At 63.2% G+C, this 16,346-nt stretch carries 14 protein-coding genes and 2 pseudogenes; 4 read left to right on the top strand and 12 right to left on the bottom strand.

All coding sequences use genetic code 11. From position 1 onward, the window contains the following. Positions 1 to 45: 45 nt before the first annotated feature. The 10 genes from AWC27_RS24420 to AWC27_RS24375 all read right to left on the bottom strand — a co-directional run bounded on the left by AWC27_RS24420 (position 46) and on the right by AWC27_RS24375 (position 10,880). Complete coding sequence (locus tag AWC27_RS24420; protein ID WP_085672840.1) at positions 46 to 1,611, bottom strand: virulence factor Mce family protein; 1,566 nt, start codon at positions 1,609 to 1,611, stop codon at positions 46 to 48. Beyond that, complete coding sequence (locus tag AWC27_RS24415; RefSeq protein WP_085672839.1) at positions 1,608 to 3,167, bottom strand: virulence factor Mce family protein; 1,560 nt, start codon at positions 3,165 to 3,167, stop codon at positions 1,608 to 1,610. Before AWC27_RS24415 ends, AWC27_RS24420 begins: the two co-directional genes overlap by 4 nt. Further along, a complete protein-coding gene (locus AWC27_RS24410; protein ID WP_085672838.1) occupies positions 3,164 to 4,204 on the bottom strand; it encodes a virulence factor Mce family protein in 1,041 nt (346 codons plus the stop codon). Before AWC27_RS24410 ends, AWC27_RS24415 begins: the two co-directional genes overlap by 4 nt. Next, the gene (locus AWC27_RS24405) at positions 4,201 to 5,508 is read right to left on the bottom strand and encodes an MCE family protein (protein ID WP_085672837.1); all 1,308 of its coding nucleotides are present in this window, start codon (positions 5,506 to 5,508) and stop codon (positions 4,201 to 4,203) included. Before AWC27_RS24405 ends, AWC27_RS24410 begins: the two co-directional genes overlap by 4 nt. Before the next feature lie 5 nt (positions 5,509 to 5,513). Next, a complete protein-coding gene (locus AWC27_RS24400; RefSeq protein WP_085672836.1) occupies positions 5,514 to 6,383 on the bottom strand; it encodes an ABC transporter permease in 870 nt (289 codons plus the stop codon). A 1-nt stretch (position 6,384) separates the two neighbouring features. Next, the gene (locus AWC27_RS24395) at positions 6,385 to 7,179 is read right to left on the bottom strand and encodes an MlaE family ABC transporter permease (protein ID WP_085672835.1); all 795 of its coding nucleotides are present in this window, start codon (positions 7,177 to 7,179) and stop codon (positions 6,385 to 6,387) included. Positions 7,180 to 7,743: 564 nt separating this feature from the next. After that, on the bottom strand, positions 7,744 to 8,415 hold the full coding sequence (locus tag AWC27_RS24390) for a TetR/AcrR family transcriptional regulator (RefSeq protein WP_085672834.1): 672 nt from the start codon (positions 8,413 to 8,415) through the stop codon (positions 7,744 to 7,746). Positions 8,416 to 8,821: 406 nt separating this feature from the next. Further along, complete coding sequence (locus AWC27_RS24385; protein ID WP_085672833.1) at positions 8,822 to 9,139, bottom strand: hypothetical protein; 318 nt, start codon at positions 9,137 to 9,139, stop codon at positions 8,822 to 8,824. A gap of 374 nt (positions 9,140 to 9,513) precedes the next feature. After that, entirely contained in the window at positions 9,514 to 10,272 is a 759-nt protein-coding gene (locus AWC27_RS24380; RefSeq protein WP_169726859.1) for a pentapeptide repeat-containing protein, read from the bottom strand. Between the two features lie 371 nt (positions 10,273 to 10,643). Then, positions 10,644 to 10,880 carry a DUF167 domain-containing protein gene (locus AWC27_RS24375; RefSeq protein WP_085672831.1) on the bottom strand — a complete coding sequence of 79 codons (237 nt, stop codon included), beginning with the start codon at positions 10,878 to 10,880 and terminating at the stop codon, positions 10,644 to 10,646. A gap of 209 nt (positions 10,881 to 11,089) precedes the next feature. Between AWC27_RS24375 and AWC27_RS30525 the strand changes: the two are divergent. Beyond that, a pseudogene (locus AWC27_RS30525) lies at positions 11,090 to 11,272 on the top strand (hypothetical protein); the annotation flags it as partial. A gap of 16 nt (positions 11,273 to 11,288) precedes the next feature. Then, entirely contained in the window at positions 11,289 to 11,447 is a 159-nt protein-coding gene (locus AWC27_RS31355) for a hypothetical protein (protein ID WP_169726858.1), read from the top strand. A gap of 126 nt (positions 11,448 to 11,573) precedes the next feature. On the opposite strand, the gene AWC27_RS24370 is transcribed toward AWC27_RS31355, so the two are convergent. Continuing rightward, positions 11,574 to 11,798 (bottom strand): FHA domain-containing protein, encoded by a 225-nt coding sequence (locus AWC27_RS24370; RefSeq protein WP_308207042.1) that lies wholly within the window; start codon positions 11,796 to 11,798, stop codon positions 11,574 to 11,576. An 80-nt stretch (positions 11,799 to 11,878) separates the two neighbouring features. After that, positions 11,879 to 12,326, bottom strand: a pseudogene (locus AWC27_RS24365) (PE family protein); the annotation flags it as partial. A gap of 600 nt (positions 12,327 to 12,926) precedes the next feature. Here AWC27_RS24365 and AWC27_RS24360 point away from each other — a divergent pair. Then, positions 12,927 to 15,455 carry a beta-propeller fold lactonase family protein gene (locus tag AWC27_RS24360; RefSeq protein WP_085672829.1) on the top strand — a complete coding sequence of 843 codons (2,529 nt, stop codon included), beginning with the start codon at positions 12,927 to 12,929 and terminating at the stop codon, positions 15,453 to 15,455. Between the two features lie 815 nt (positions 15,456 to 16,270). Beyond that, the coding region (locus tag AWC27_RS33370) for a DUF1490 family protein (protein ID WP_139836672.1) at positions 16,271 to 16,346 on the top strand (76 nt) is incomplete at its 3' end.

The raw sequence follows: 16,346 nt of genomic DNA, 5'->3' as shown, positions 1-16,346 counted from the left end.
GCCAGGCCCGGTGTCTGGTGCGCGCGGTCAATCCGCGCAGTGCGCTCACGAACCCGCCTCCGCCGGTAGCGGTGATCCAGCAGGCACGGGTGTGGGGGCGACCGGTCCCGGGATCACACCGGGTCCCGGTGGCGGCGGCGGGATCGGCACCTGCGGGGCTTGCAAGCCGATCGGCGGCAACACCGGGTACTGGTCGTACGCGTTGGGCGGTCCCGGCGGGGTCTGCAGCCCCGACTCCGGGGGTGCGATATCGGGGCCGCCCATCAATTCGGCCAGGGATTCCGGCGTTAGGAGGCCACCGGTGATGGGCCCGACCTGGGTGCCCTGCATGCCCGGCGCCACAACCCATCCGGGCTGGGTGTTGCGGTGCGACAGCGGGGTGTCGGGCACCCATATCCCCGGCACCGTGGTGTCTTTATAGCCGTTCGGCGGCTGCAGCCTTGGCTCGGAGTAGGCGACTTCTTTGGGAAGCGTCTCGGCGGTGCTGAACAGGTTGAGTCCGAACGGCAGATAGTTGAACTTGATGGAGTCGAGAATCGGCGCGAGATATTGCGCACACAGTTCGGCGGATTCTTGATAACCCAGCCGGCTGCCGGCCTGAATCATGCTGCACATGAACTGCATTGGGTTGGCGAAGTTCGGGATTGCCGGAATCGACATGAGGGTCCCGTGCGATGGGTGGTAGATCTGGCTGAGGTTCGTCTCCAGCGTGGGCAGCACGTGCAGGCCGGTCTCCAAACCGTTCAGCGGTTCGGGTTGGACCAGCGTAGTGGTCAGATTGGCGAGATTGTCGATGTCGTGCGCGAGCACCTCACGGTTCTTGGTCAAGAACGGGCGCAAGGTGGAGAGCAAACCGTCGAATTGCTTTATCGCATCGGCCAGTTCGCGGTCCGACCCGGTCAGCTTGTCGGTGAATTGAGCCAGGTTCGTGTTCAACGCGACGAACTGCTGGTCGTCTTTGTGCAGGGCATCGACGAACAGCGCCAGGCTGTGCACCACCGCGAAGAAGTCGCCACGGCCCTCGTTGAGCGCAGACAATGACCGCGACAGGCTGTCCAGCGTGGTGTTGATCTGCTTGCCCTTGCCCTCCAGCCCGTCGGCGAAGCTCTCGATGAGGTCGCCGAACGGGCCTTTGGGCTGCTCGGGTGTGGGACCCAGTTTGGAGATGATGTTGGCGACGCTGTCGCGCAATTCGTCCCACTCCGTTGGCACTTGGGCGCGTTCGATGGGAATCACCGCGTTGTCGGCCATCACCGGACCACCTTTGTAAGGCGGCTCCAGCTGAATGCTCCGCGAGGCCACCAGCGTGGGGTTCACGATCACGGCGGACGCGTCGGAAGGGACCTTGTACTTGTTGCTGTAGTGGAACGTCACTTTCATTTTGTTGCCGGCGGGTTCGATCTTGTCGACCGAACCCACTCGAACACCCATGATCTGGACCTTGTCGCCGGGATAGAGCGCGTTCGCCTCGGGGAAATATGCGACCACGGTGTTGGTGGTCAACGCCTGGTAGAACTGCCAGCCGACGTAGCCGGCGACGACGACCAGGACCACCACCAGCCATCCGATGACCGTTTTCAGCCGCGGTTTGCCGATAGCGACAGTGCTCAATTCTGGTTACCTTCCGTGATGCCGCTGCCTCCCGTTCCGCCCGGGTTGATGAACGGTGCCGGCAGCTGCTGCCCGGGTCCCGGCGGCGCGGGCGGCCCGGGCGGCAGTCCCGGTGCGAACGTCGACGCCGGCGGAGTTGGTCCGGCGGGTTGCAGGCCCTCGGTGCGCGCCCCAGGCGGCGCGTTGGGCGGCAGCGGCACCGGGGTTCCGGGGACGTCCGGAGGAGGCTCGCCCGGCCGTCCGGCAATCGGGATTCCCGGTGTCGGCGGCAAACCGTTTGGGTTGGGCGGCGACGTCTGCACGTCCAGTGGTGCCGGGAAACTGCCACCGAACGGTCCGACGTCGACGCCCGCGCACGGCATCGGGTTCCACGGCCGCGGCAGCGCATCGGGGGCGGGCACGTAGGAGCACGCCGTTCCTGGCGGGACGGCCGGTCCCGGATGCTCCGGCGTGCCTTCCAGCACCGGAGGTGCCGGCGGGGGTGCCCCGTTGGGGAAGCGGGTGCCGTTGGGGTCGGGCCAACGGAACGAGGGCAGGCCGGCGCTGCGCCAGAAGTCCTCGGGGTCTATACCGCGCTTCTTGAAAGCGGCGTCGACGAACGGCTGCAGGATCCAGTAGGGCAGCAAATTGGACAGAACGATCTTGAAATACGGCCCCGACGCGACGGATTCTCCCAGCGATGCGGCGAATTGGCCTACGTACGTGAGGGTTTGAGCCAAGTCATCCTTGCGTGCCACCAATAGATCACTGAGAGAACGCAATTGCTCCAGCACGGGATTCAGGTTCGGGTTGTCGTTGATGAATCCCTGCACCTGGGCCGACAGCGCGGAGATGTTGCCCAGCAGTGCGTCGATGGCCTGCCCACGTTCGTTGAACGACGCCAGCAGCGTCTTGGCGTTGACCAGTAATCGGTTGACTTGTTCGCTGCGGTCACCCAGGACGCTGGCTACCTTGTTGGCCTGAGCCAGCAGGTGCTTGATCTCTTCGTCGCGCTTACCGATGGTGTCGGAGAACTTGGCGAGACCGTCGAGCGCGGCGCTCAAGTGCGGGTAAGTCGTATCGATGGTTTGGGAAAGCACGTTCAGTGACCGCTTGACGGTGTCGATATCCCAGCCGGTGGCCGCCTTGGTGACGTCGAAGGCCGCATCGTAGAGCTGATAAGGCGTAGTGCTTTGGCCCAGCGGCAAGATACCCCCGGGCCGCAATGTCTGGTTTCCGCGCGGCTCGATCTCAAGCACCTTCTTGCCCAGGATGGTGTCGGTCTTGATCGCGAGCCGGCTCTCGGTGCCGATTGTGTTGGCGCCCAGGGAGAACTTGACCACGACATGGTCGCCGTCGATCTCGAACGCCTCCACCTTGCCGACATTCACACCGGAGATGCGCACCTTGTCGTTCTTGTTCAGTTGGCCGGTGTCGGTGAACTGCCCGTAGTAGCTCGGGCTGGCGAACATCATCGGGACACTGGTGAAGCTCTGGCCTACGGCCACGACGAGTGAGAGCACGGTGACGCCCATAAGCCCGACCCGGCCGCGGTTGAAGTCAGTGAGTGTTCTCATTGCGGCGTGCACCTACCGGTGGGCTGCTGCCAGAGCCTGACCGTACGGACGGGGCCGCCGGGTTGCAGTCCGTTCCACTTGATCGTGAGGTCGCAAACGTAGAAGTTCACCCAGTCGCCGTAAAGGCCGATACTGCGCCCGATCAGGTTGAGGGCGGTGGGCGTCTTGTGAATGAGATCGTTGAGCTGATCGCGTTGGTCGATGAGCGGCTGCTGTAGAGCCTGCAGGTAGTTGATCTCCTTGTGCAGCAGCGTGCGGTTGTCTGCCAGCAGCTCGGCGACCGTCCCGGCGGCATTGCTGATGTGCGCGGTACCGGCGGCCAGCGGATCGGCGTGGTTTTTCAGCCCGGTGATCAGTCGTTCGAAATTGTCGACGGTCTGGTCGAATTCCTTGCGATGTCTGACCGTGGTGTCCAGCACGATGTTGAGGTTCTTGACGACTTCCCCGATCGCCTGGTCACTTTCGGCGAGGTGCGCAGTCACCCGCGCGGTCTGGTCGAGGATGTCGTTGATGGTGCCGCCCTGGCCCTGGAACACCGTGATGATGGCCGACGTGATGGTATTGACCTTCTTTGGATCCAGGGCGCGAAACAGCGGCTTGAACCCACCGATCAAGGCATCGAGATCCAGTGCCGGTGATGTCCGGGACAACGGGATGAATCCGCCGGCTGGCAGGATTCGGTCCGCACCCTCACCCTCGCCGCGCTTGAGCTCGAGAAAGCGATTGCCCAGCAGGTCGAGATAGCGGATTTGCGCGGTCGTCGACTGGTAGAGCGGAATCGAGCGGTCGACTTCGAAGTCCACCCGCACCCGGCTGCCGCCGTCGACCAGCAGCACCTTCTTCACCTTGCCGACCTCTACTCCGGCGGCGCGGACGAATTGGCCGTTGCGCAGCCCGCTGCCATTGCTGAACTCCGCGGTATAGCCGTTGGTGTCGTTGAAGCGCATCTGTGCGAACACCACGACGATCGACACAGTGATCAGTAGCAGCACCAGCGAGACGATGCCGAGTTTGATTGCGGTGCCGGTGATTTTCATGGGTTGATCGTGTTGTCCCCGACTTGACGGCCCCACACGTACTCGATTGCGTACGGCGAGCCCGTATCCACATGGTTGTAAGGCGCGAGACTGGCGCCGGTGTCGACCACCAGAGTCGGTGCCGGCCACAGATCACGGGTGAGGGGCTGCCAGCAACCCGGCGCACCGCCCGGGCCGCCGCGCGCGTTCACGCGCGGCAGATTGTCCGGGTACACATAGGGATTCGGCGCCCCACCCACCACTCCGGCAAGGCCCAGGAGTCCCTGGGTGAGCACAGTCCCGGCCAATCCCGGAAGGGTCAGCATGCCGCCCAGCCCGGACGTCAGCTCGGTCATGGTTTTCAGCGAATAGCCGTTGCCGCCGCCCGTCGTCGCATAACCCAGGGGCTCGGCGTCGTAGTAATTGCGGATGGTGCAAAAGATCTCCGGACTGTAGGTGTCCAGCAGCTGGGCGGTCGGCATCAAATCGGCGGCTCCCCGCTGCAGGTATGGCCCGCCGCGGGCGAAGATGTCTTCGCCGGTGTTGCCCAGACCGGTCGCGGCCAACAACGCGGCATCCAGCTCGGCTTCCTGCCGGTGCAGCGTGCGCGCCGTGACCACTGCATTGTTGAGCGCGTCGAACAGATCCGGTGCGGCGTTGGCGTAGGTGTCGCCCAGGGCGGCCAGCCGCTGAATGTCGTACCGTATCTGGGGCATTTGCGGATTGATGTCGTCGAGGATGGCGTTGCCGTTGACGATCGACTGCCCGAACTTGTCGCCCAGCCCGGCTAGCGCCTGCGCGGCCGCGGCCAGCGTCAGATTCACCTTGACCGGGTCCACCTTCTCGGCGATCGAGACAAGGGTCTCGAATAACGCGTTGAACTCCGTCGTCACCGTCCCCGCGTCAATCACATGCTGCGGGCTAATGCGTTCAGCAGTGGGATCTTTGGGCGAGGTCAATGACACAAACTTGTTGCCGAAAACCGTGGTCGCCTTGATGTTGGCGTCCACATTGGCCGGAATCAGATTGATGTATTTGGGACTGACGTCCAGGGTGAATTTAGCTACCGGCACGCCGTCGCGCTGAATCTCCGAAATGTTTGCCACCCGGCCGATTTCCACACCGTTGTAGGTGACCTTCGAGCCGGGGTCCATCACCAAACCGGCCCGGGGCGCCACCATCGTCAAGTGCGTCTTGGGGGTGAGCTCGCCGCGGAATTGAAACCATACGAAGGTCAACACCGCCAGGGCGACCAGGGAGAACACCACAGTCGCGGTCTTATACGGCGGGGTCCGTGGCGGGTTCTGCTTCACCGGGTTCGTCATGGCGGCTACACGGTGAGGTTGAAGTTCGGGTTTTTGCCGTAGATCGACATCGCGGTCAGGACGACCACGACGACGATGGTGATCAACGACAACCGCATCGACCGGCCGACCGCTTCACCGACGCCGACCGGGCCGCCGCTTGCGGTGTAGCCGTAGTAGCAGTGGGTGGTCATCACAACGACCGCGACGAGGATCACCTCAGCAAACGACCAGCCGACGTCGTCGAGGCGCAGGAATGTGTGGAAGTAATGGTTGTAGGTGCCCGCGGACTGCCCGTAGAACAAGACCGTGGTGGCCTGCGCGGAGAGGAAGGCAAGGGTGATCGCCAACCCGTAGAGCGGGATGATGACGACCAGGCCCGCCACCACCCGGGTGGACACCAGATAGGCGATCGACCTGATGCTCATCACCTCGAGCGCATCGATCTCTTCGCTGATGCGCATGGCACCCAGTTCGGCGGTGGCACCGGCGCCGACGGTGGCCGCCAGCGCCTGACCGGCGGCTACCGGCGCAACGAACCGGACGTTGACCATGGCGGCCAAGAAGCCGGTGAATGCCTCGACACCGATATTGCCCAGAGACGCAAAGCCTTGGATGGCAACCAATGAGCCCGCCGACAGGGTGATGAATCCGACGATGGCGGCGGTGCCACCGGCCACCGCCATTGCGCCGGTGCCCATCCCCATCTGGGCGACCATCCGGACGAACTCTCTGCGGTAGCGGTGCAGCGCGAAGGGGATCTGCGCGACGGCGCTCAGGGCAAACCAGATCATCTGCCCGACGTCGACCATTTGCCGCGCTGGCGCGTCCCCGTATCGAACGACCGTGGCGGCCGCCCGGGGGAAGCGCGCACGCAGTATGGCGGTTGTGGTCATCTCAGCGCCCCGTTCCGAACCGGACGCCGATGGTGGTCAGCGCGGCATTGACGGCGAATAACGCGATGAAGCAGAGCACCACGGTCTCGTTGACGGCGGTGCCCAGTCCTTTGGATCCGCCCCGAACGATCAGGCCTCGATAACAGCCGACCAGGCCGGCGATCAGCCCGAACGTCGCGGCCTTGATGTTCGCGATCACCACCTCGGGCAGACCGGTGAGCGCTGTCAACGTGGAGAGGTAGGCACCACTGGAGACGTTTTGTAGGTACACGCTGAAGAGGTAGCCGCCCCCCAGGCCGACGCCGATCACCAGGCCGTTGAGTAGCACCGCGACGATGGTCGAGGCGACGACGCGGGGCACCACCAGCCGGTGGATGGGGTCGATGCCGAGCACCTCGAGCGCATCGATCTCTTCGCGGATGGTGCGGGCGCCGAGGTCGGCGCAGATCGCGGTGCCCCCGGCACCGGCGACCACCAGCACCGTCACGATCGGGCCCAGTTGGGTGACCGCGCCGATCCCGGCACCGGCACCAGAGACGTCGGCGGCGCCGAACTCGGCCAACAAAACGTTGAGGGTGAAGATGAGCAGCACCGTTTCTGGGATGGACACCGCGATAGTGGGCAGCAGCGATACCCGCATCAGGAACCAGCCGTTCCAGATGAATTCGCGCCACTCGAACGGCAGCATCAACGCTTTGGCTGTCAGCACGCACATTCGGAAGAACCCGCCGGCCACTTCGGCGCCCGGCCGGACGTGGCTGCCCAATCTCCCGGCGAGCACTTTCGAGGTAGTCATCGGCCCACCCCCCACACTCTTGCGACCGACGGTTCATGCGTCGGTGAAAAATGCTTTGTCAGAAGGTATTTCGCGCCTCGCGGCAGCGGCGATGATTTTCCGGCTCTTCGCCCCAGCGTGTGGTGCATGGATCCTTGGCGGGCTTCGCGCCGTAGCGCGTTACCTCGTCCGCAACGCCGGCCGACCATGTGACCCTCCCAACCGGCAGCGTCAGTACCTGCCCGCCGGCTCCATGCCGCCCTCGTTAGCGCCACGCAGCCACTATTGCATCAGACCGTACGGTCAGTCAATCTATCTACGTCATCGCATTCCGCCGCACCGGACCGCCCCGAACATTGCGCGAGCCTCAGCCGGCATTCTGCCGAGTTATCACGCATTTTGGTGTTTGATCGGCCGCCCGCGCCGGATGTGTTGAACGTGTCCACCCGGGCGCAGCCCGCGGGGTCGAGGCTCGCAAATACTGACTACACGTACAGTCAGGATATCGCTGAATACAAGGTCAGCGTTGCCGCCTATCGCTACTGCGAATTATTCTGCAGCGCAAAGCCTTCAGCGGCTAAGCGGTCAATCCGTGGCACCCGTTACTGCGGTAAGGCATTCGTGAACCACAGAGACCACATCGGCATCGGGGTTCGCCCACTTGCTAAGCGCTAACCGATCGAGCAGCAGTCCGCCCAGGAACACGTCCACAAAGGCGGCGCCCACTTGTTCGGGTGTCCGAGAATCGTTGGGGTCGAACCACACCCACATCCACTCCAGCGAGCCCCACAGCTGAAGTGCCGCCAGCTCGACGTCCACGCTTCGGAACACACCGCTGTCCACTCCGTTGCGGATCTCGTCGACAGTGAGCGCCTGCAGCCGGTCGCGCAACTTGCGCACTTCCTGCATCGCCGGGTCGTCGGACAACTGAACCACTTCACGCTGGCTTGCCACCGTCGCATTGCGGGCGATCACCTGAAATAGCGCGGAGGTGTAAATTACTGCGGCGATGCGTTCGTGCGGTCCTGCCAAGCGTTCCCACACCAACTGCAGCACATCGAACTGGCGGGCCAGGTGGGCTTCTTCGAGCTCCCGCAACATCTGCGCCTTGGTTCCGAAGTGATGAACGATGGTGCCCTTGGACATGCCAAGCTCGTCGGCGATATCGCCGATATTCGTTCTGTCGTAACCACGTTCGGCGACATAGCGGACAAACGCGTCGAGAATCTCGCTACGCCGGCCAGGCGATCTGGGCATCTTCCACCTTCGGCATAAACTAACCGTACGAACGGTCTATCATAACCTCAGCGATGTGAGTATCCCCTATAGCGCGCGCCGCGCGAGGCGGCCGAAATCGTCGTGCGGCCGTATCGCCAAATCCGCCCTGTCTTCGCATCGCCATCACCGAGGGACACAATTTCCCGAAAGCCACTCCCCCGTAAGCATTTACGGCAGGCTGAGCCGAGCGATCGACTGGAGCAACGATGGAAACACTGGTTGCATCCGAAGCCAACAGTTCACCAAACTGATGCATTTGACGTCCGTCAACGCACATGCCGGGCCACCCGACCGCGACGGTTCACGCCCCAGCATCAGAATGCACGAAACATTCCCACACCGACACAAGGGCAGCGAACGCTGCAGCGTGGGGACTGCTCGAGAGTCAGAGGGCCTGCAACGTCCGGCAGCCGTTGGTGCCTATTGGCGCTGTTACGACATACAAGTTCGAACCGGGTGCTGACTTGATCTCACCGGCGGTGTACATGGTCATGAGTTCTCTGCCATCGCTGTCAGCGACGCAAACGTAGGTATCGGTCTCGGCGTCGTAGTCGAAGCTGTCCCAGGCCAATACGAAAGCTAAGCAGTTGCCCTCGCGGTCAGCGACGACGAGTTTGTGCACACCAGACTTTTTCAATAGCTCGGCATCCTGTGCGCGCTGCTGAGGGACGCCGTTGTTGTGGACAGTTAGGCTGTTTAACATCTACGTACTCCCTTACCGAGATTATCTCCGTCCGGGGCGCTGACAAAAACTCCGAACCTACCGGACAGTACTCGCGTGTCGGTGCGTCTGACCAGGGCATTACGGCCCCTCTCCAGACTTCGAAGGTCCCTACTGCAGCGAATCGCCGCTTGATCGCGGAGTCGGACACGAGTCTGCTATGTCCGCCGGAGACGCAACAACGCTGGCTTCAAATCTCTGGAATACCAAGCCGGCAAGGTGGGCAATCAAATCGCTTGGCAGCGTGGGCAACGCGATATTCGTGGCCGCTATCGGTGCCATTTCGCGACGGCGGTGCCGGCCGGGAACGTTAGCACGAACGGATGACCACTGACGCCATACTTCAGCGGGTCACTTTATTCCTGTGGCCGACTTGGTGGGGGGACGAAGTGTTCAGGCCAAACTGTCGACTTCTCGTAGTAGATGTTGCTCAAATTCGTGTGCGCCAGATCCGTGCCGCGGAGGTCCGCGCCCTTGAGGTCCGCCCCGCTGAGGTTCGTCCGGCCGAAGTGCGCCTCGCTGAAGTCCGTCCAACTGAGGTTCGCCTCGCTGAGGTTTGTGTTGTCGAGATATGTGTAACGCAGGTCTGTGTTGCTGAGGTCCGTCCGCCGTCCGCTGAGATTCGCCCCGTCAAGGTCTGCGTCGCGGAGGTCGGCGCCGCGGAGGTTAGCCTTGCTCAGGCGCGCGCCGTCAAGCGTCGCTCGGCGTAAGCATGTCTTGTTGAGGTCAATTTCGTCGTCGCCGTCGTCTCGCGGCATTTCACGGCGCCCTATCACCGTTAACGCGGCCTGGATGACAGTGGGCAAACGGTCCTGCTCGGGACACTTCCAGTCCGAGGAACACTTCGAGTCCCGCGGACACTCCCGCTGGGTAGCGTTGGTGCGAAGATATGCGCCCATCACTTCGAACACGACGCGGTGATACGGCGGGGCATCCCGAGCGAGCTGTTCGAGCGAGTAGATGCCGCCCAACTGGACGTCGATCTTTCCTTCACCGATCTGTCCAACCGCTTCGCGAAAGCGGTCAGCATTCTGGCTTTGCTCGGAGAGGACGGCTTGATGCTTGATTTGTTGCAGGTTTGAACCCGAAAACACCAGCCCCCCAACGGCAGCCACAGCCGTAGCCAGGGGAAGGACCTTCGACCAGCCGCTCGACGTGAATGGCTTGGCGAGGTAACTCCAAAGAACTGCTGCCAGCGGTCGTCGCTTCGCGACAGGTTGTGTCAGGCGAAGGCGGTGTTGGCGGGTCATTAGGGGGCGGGGCTCGCGTGAGGTCATAATTCGGCGCGGCGCCGAGCGGGAGGAGCGCGGTTCGCGCGACTGCGAAGAATTGGGGCTCACGCTGTTCAATGGTGACGGGACGCTTGATGCCCACGCAAGATGTGTCGATAGTGCGTTGGGCCTGCGCCTGCCCGGTGTCGGACAGAACGCGTGCGAACTGGCGGCGGGTTTCCGTAAGCCACCTTGAACCGCCGGACACCGGCATCTCAGGGCAGCACACGGAACCGCTTCAGCCGTCCAGCGGCGCCAGCCACCAGCTCTACCTGCCCACTGGTTACACCAAGATGGTGTGCGAGGAGGCGAGACACCGCAGCGTTGGCCTTGCCGTCCACCGCACGCTCGGGCACGTAGATTGTCAAATCGGTGTCGGTGCCGGCCTCGACGAGCGGCCCCTTCCGGCTGCCGGGCTTGACCCTGACGGTGATGATCTCGCTGCTGCTCACCACACTCCCCTGCTACGAATCTTCAACTCCACCAGGCTAGTACGGCCCTTCACGCGACCGTAGTCGCGCATCGGCGCCATTGCTCTTAGCGAAGGACTTGGGCCGCTGGTGGCCCCGATACTCCGAGTGATTGGCGTTGTGCGATTTCAACCGAATAGCCTTCTGCGGCAAACGGTCCGACGCAGTTCGAAAGTGACCGGCTCTACGTCACCAACCACATTAACGGCACCATGCCGATCATCAACACCAAGAAAGACACCGTCGCCGGCACCATTACGGTCGGCAGCCGGCCGCTCAACGCACGCCACCCCCAGCACCTCATCCTCAGCACCTCATCGAGAATCGAAATCAGCGTCGCGACCGCGGTGCCGGTCGGAACTTTCCGTCTATAAGAGAGACAATCGCCGTATGCCCAGCGAACCACCACATCCACCACGCGCCGCCCCGAAACCGCCGCGGATGCACGTCACGCCCGAAGACATCGAGAGGTTCGGCGACGAGGAGCAGGTGCGCGAGGTGTGGGACGAGGGCCGGCTGCGCGACGAGCAACCGCCGCATCACCTCTAGCCGGCCGCGCCCGCAGCCTGTCGTGACCGTCGGCCTCGTGGCGAGGCAACCAGTCATTTCCTTGGGTAGCAACGTATTTCATCGCCCGATACCGTCGCCGTCAGCTCCGGACCGATCTCGCTGGCGCTATCGTTGGGCGACGTCACCGTCGCAGAGCGTTGCAGAACCGCGAACACGCGGGTGCGTCAACGCGACTCCATTGGCCGACCGCAGATAATTGATCAACGAGCTGGCGCAGGTGTCGATGATCGTCGCGTGATGCGGGCTCACCTTCGGGTCGTCGAGGACGATCTCGTTGTCGCCGGTTATGCCTCGGAAGGACCCGGAAGGACTTAGCCCCGTCCCGGCCACATTATCGGCCAGCTACCCGAGGGTGCGTTGATAGCGGCGCATCCCGTCGTTCGTCACGGAGCCGCTATCCCCTAGGGGCCGCCGCCTGCGCCGCCCGTGGAGCTCGCGCCACCGTTGGCAATAGCGGCGCCGCCGCCTCCACCGCCGCCGACGCTGGCGGTGCCGCCGGCGCCGGCCGTGGGGTTCCCGTTGGCGGCGGAGACCTCACCGGGCTTACCGTCAACACCGGCGCCGCAGCGGCGAGGCGACCGCTGCCTCGGCCAGCGAATACGCGCCGCCCGCACCGCCTAAGGCCTGCACAAACTGGTCGTGAAATGCCCCCGCCTGCGCACTCACCGCTTGATACGCCTGGGCGTGGCTAGAAAACAGCGACACGACTGCCGCCGAAACTTCGTCACCAGCAGCGGCCATCATGTTGGTGGTCGAGACCGCCGCAGCCGCATTAGCCGCACCGATCATCGAGCCGACACCCGCCAGATCCGAAGCCGCCAAAGCCACCATCTCCGGTGCTGCAATCACAAACGACATTCGACACACCCCGCCAAGCCATTGGCACGGGCCGATGCACTCCGATTAAGGTCCGGCTCATCGTAACGTCGTGAAAGTCCGCGGACGTTGGCTTCTGCCAGACCGGTCGCGGCCAATCAGCTGTGTTCGACGGCGTCATTCGCGGCAGCGCAATCACGATCACCGGGCTCGGCGAACCGTGGTGGTTTCGTCCTTTTTGCTTGGCTACGAGCGATATTCGGAACCTGAAAGTACCCTTAGGTCATTCAGTGCTTGACGTTTGGTCTGCCGTTATGGACCGCAAGGCCTGGATAGTTCCGCTCTCGGCAAGTCGCTCCATGGTCGGGCAGTCGTCAACGAAGACCGCGCCAAGCGTTCCTACGCGTGCCCTGTCAGCGCGGACTGTTCGAGATACTCCGCCGTGAGTAGGCCAGCGGCGCTCTGACGTACACCTCGCGAACGAGCTCACCAAGATCGAATGGTTTGGACGCGTCGCATGTCCATCGATTTCGCCGAGATGACTTTGGTCACTAGTGCGTCGCCGGTGTCGGCGATTAGCGTCGGTCGCAGCCAAAAGAAGCCTCCGGCAAACGAGTTGGCGAATTAACGCGGGGAAAGAAAATGAGTTCATCGAAGCATTCTGGCGTTGGCATCATCAATCACGACCTCAAAGCGGTCGCGGTCCGTGCGCAACCGAAAACAGGCAGTGTCATCGATACCATTGCCGTCGGCCACGGGCCGACCGGGTTGGCGATCAAAGGTGACCACCTTTACCTCACCAACAATCTCGACAACACCGTGATGGTGATCGACATCAAGACGGACACCCTAATCGGCGCACCCATCCTTGTCGGCAACTCTCCAGGCGGTATAGCCCTCAGCGGTAACCATGGTTATGTCGCCAACTTCAACGACGGCACCGTGACGGTGATCAAGACCAAGACCAACACGGTTGAGGGCGCACCCATCACTGTCGGCGGCCAGCCAGCCGCACTGGCAATCCACGGTGACCGTCTGTACGTCACCAACCACATGAACAACACCGTGACGGTGATCAACACCAAGAAGAACACCGTCGTCGCCAACATCACCGTAGGAAGCCGCCCGCTCAATGTCGCGTTCAGCGCAGACCGCCTCTATGTCACCAACTACGGCAGCAATACGGTCTCGGTGATCGACACGAAAAAGAACACCGTCATCGCCACCATCGCCGTCGGCAATAGTCCGCACGGAGTGGCGGTGCTCAGCGGTCACCGGCTCTGCGTCGCCAACGCCGACAGCAACACGGTGTCGGTGATCGACACCACCACCAACACAGTCAGCGCCAGCATCGCGGTTGGCAACCATCCGATCGGGGTGGTCGGCAGCGGTCAACGCCTTTATGTGTCCAACTTTTTCGACGGCACCGTGACGGTCGTCAACTCCAGAAAGCACACCGTTGTCGGTGCGATCACCGTCGGCAACAACCCGATCGCGATGGCGGTCCACGCGAAGCACCTTTACGTCGCTAATTATGGCGCCAACACCGTGTCGGTGATCGATACTCACGCCACCACCCCACCCCACCCGAATCGACCGCCGGTGGTCGGGGATCCGGCTTACACGATCGGCACCGTGGACGCCGACACAGGTTTGGTGGATGGCGCACTGCATGTCACCGACCCCGACGGCGACACCCTGTTCTATACGAGCCCGGTCACCAGCGACAAGGGTGGCACCGCGGTCATCAACACCGACGGTTCGTTCGCTTACACGCCGACGGGCGTCGCTCGCCACGGCGCCGCCGCCGACGACGCCACCCCCGACCAGAAACAGGACTCATTCACCGCCGTGATCAGCGACGGACACGGCGGCACAGCCTCCGTCGCGGTCAGTGTTCCGATCAGCCCCGCCAACACCGCGCCCACCTGCACCGCCACCGTCGGTGACCCCGATCCCGACACAGGTGTCGTCGCCGGTTCGCTCACCCCCATCGATGCGGACGGCGACATGCTGACTTACACCGTCAGCGCTACGCCGTCGCGGGGCGCCCTCAGCGTCGGCCCAGCTGGCTCGTTCACCTACGTCCCGACCGCCGCCGCCCGCCTGCGCGCTGGCCAAACACCCGAACCGGAAACAGACAGCTTCACCCTCGCCATCACCGACGGCCACGGCGGCACCACCTTCCTTACCGTCTCCGTGCCCATCTCACCGGGGCAAGCCACCGTCACCCACACCATCCCCGTCGACAGCAGTCCTTACGGGGCGGCCTTCAGTCCCGACGGCACCCGCGCCTACGTGGCCGCCCAGACCGCCGGCACGGTGTTGGTGATCGACACCACCACCATCGGCGTCATCGGCACCGTCGCCGTCGGGGGCGCTCCGGCGTTCGTGGCGGTCAGCCCCGACGGCACCCATGCCTATGTAACCAACGCTGGCGGCAACTCGGTGTCGGTCATCGACACCGATCCCGCCAGCCCGACCTACCACACCGTTACCGCCACCGTCGTCGTCGGCACCGGTCCGCAGGGGGTTGCGGTAACGCCCGATGGCAGCCGTGCCTACGTCAACAACTTCAACTGGCATGGCCCGGGCTCAGTGTCGGTGATCGACACTGCCACCAACACCGTCACCGCCACCGTTCCCGTCGGCTCCAGCCCGTGGGGAATTGCGGTCAGCCCCAACGGCACCCGCGCCTACGTGGTCAATACCTTCGGCAGCTCAGTGTCGGTGATCGACACCGACCCGGCGAACCCGACTTACAACACTGTCATCGCGACCGTCGGCGTGGATTACTACTCGCACGGGGTGGCAATCAGCCCCGACAGCACCCACGTGTACGTCGCCAGCTCCAACGGCAACACGGTGTTGGTGATCGACACCGCCAGCAACACCGTCATCGCTTCCGTCGGCGCCGGCAGTTTCCCCAGCCAGGTGGCATTCAGCCCGGACGGCACCTTGGCCTATGTCGCCAACTTCGCGAGCTGCAACACCGTGACGGTCATCGACACCGACCCCACCGGTGCCACCTACAACACGGTAATCGCCACCGTGCCCGTCGGCAGCATGCCGTGGGGAGTGGCAGTTAGCCCCGACGGCACCGTCTACGTCAGCAACGTCGGTACGGGTGACGACGCCTCGCTGTCGGTGATCGCCCTCGCCACGGGGTAGAAAGCGGAACCGTGCCCGGCCGTTCCGCGTTCACGGTCACCACGTGTGTCCCGACATTGACACCGTAGACGGGACGCTGTCCTAATGGTGGAGCTGTCGGAATCGAAACCGATGCTCTCACTATGCCTTTGCCTGATGGGGTCCCTGTTCGCCTTCGTCGCTGTCAAGCGAGAATTGTGGCCACCCCCGACCATCAGCCGCACGGGTTGTGATGACTTCTGGTGCTCAGACACCTTACAGGCGACAGCAAACGTGAGCGGCTGCCCATCACATTCGAATGCAGCGACGACGACGCCTGGTCGCAATCTCAAAACCTAACAATGCCAACAGGACTGGGGTAACACCCGCTGAGAGTTAGCTCTTGGCGCGCAATGCCGAGGGCACCGCACAGTGGGCCGGCCCTCGCGATGGGCACAGCCATAGCGCAGTGCGACTTTTGGTCTGCACACCGTCTGATCATCTGCGGAACGCGAATGGCTCCGCGATGGCGACCAGCAGCATCTCGCCGAGAGCGCAACGGCTTTGGGAACGCAGCCAAGCCCGGACATCTCGCCGCTGCTAGTAAACAACGCCGCGACGGCGGCAGTTGCGGTCGTGCCCGATCTCGACGAGATCATGCAGCGGGTGGACAAGCCACGCCGAAAACGCGGGGCGTGGCGCATCGCCGCCATATACGGTAGGGGGGTAGTGTATAAATCGATCTGAGCGGCGCGGCACCTGAGCCAAACGGACGCGGAAAGCGTGTCGATGCGGACAACTAATGGCTGTGGTCGCTCGCAACCTGCGATGAGTCAACGCGAAAGGAAGTGGTCGAAATGGCTTGGCAAGGACTGTTAAGCAAGGCGGTGCCCACTGTGGTCACCGGTCTGGTAGGTGCCGCAGCGTATGAGG

The organism is Mycobacterium szulgai, assembly GCF_002116635.1.
Taxonomy (GTDB): Bacteria; Actinomycetota; Actinomycetes; order Mycobacteriales; family Mycobacteriaceae; genus Mycobacterium; species Mycobacterium szulgai.
This window is presented reverse-complemented; position numbering and strand designations above follow the sequence as displayed.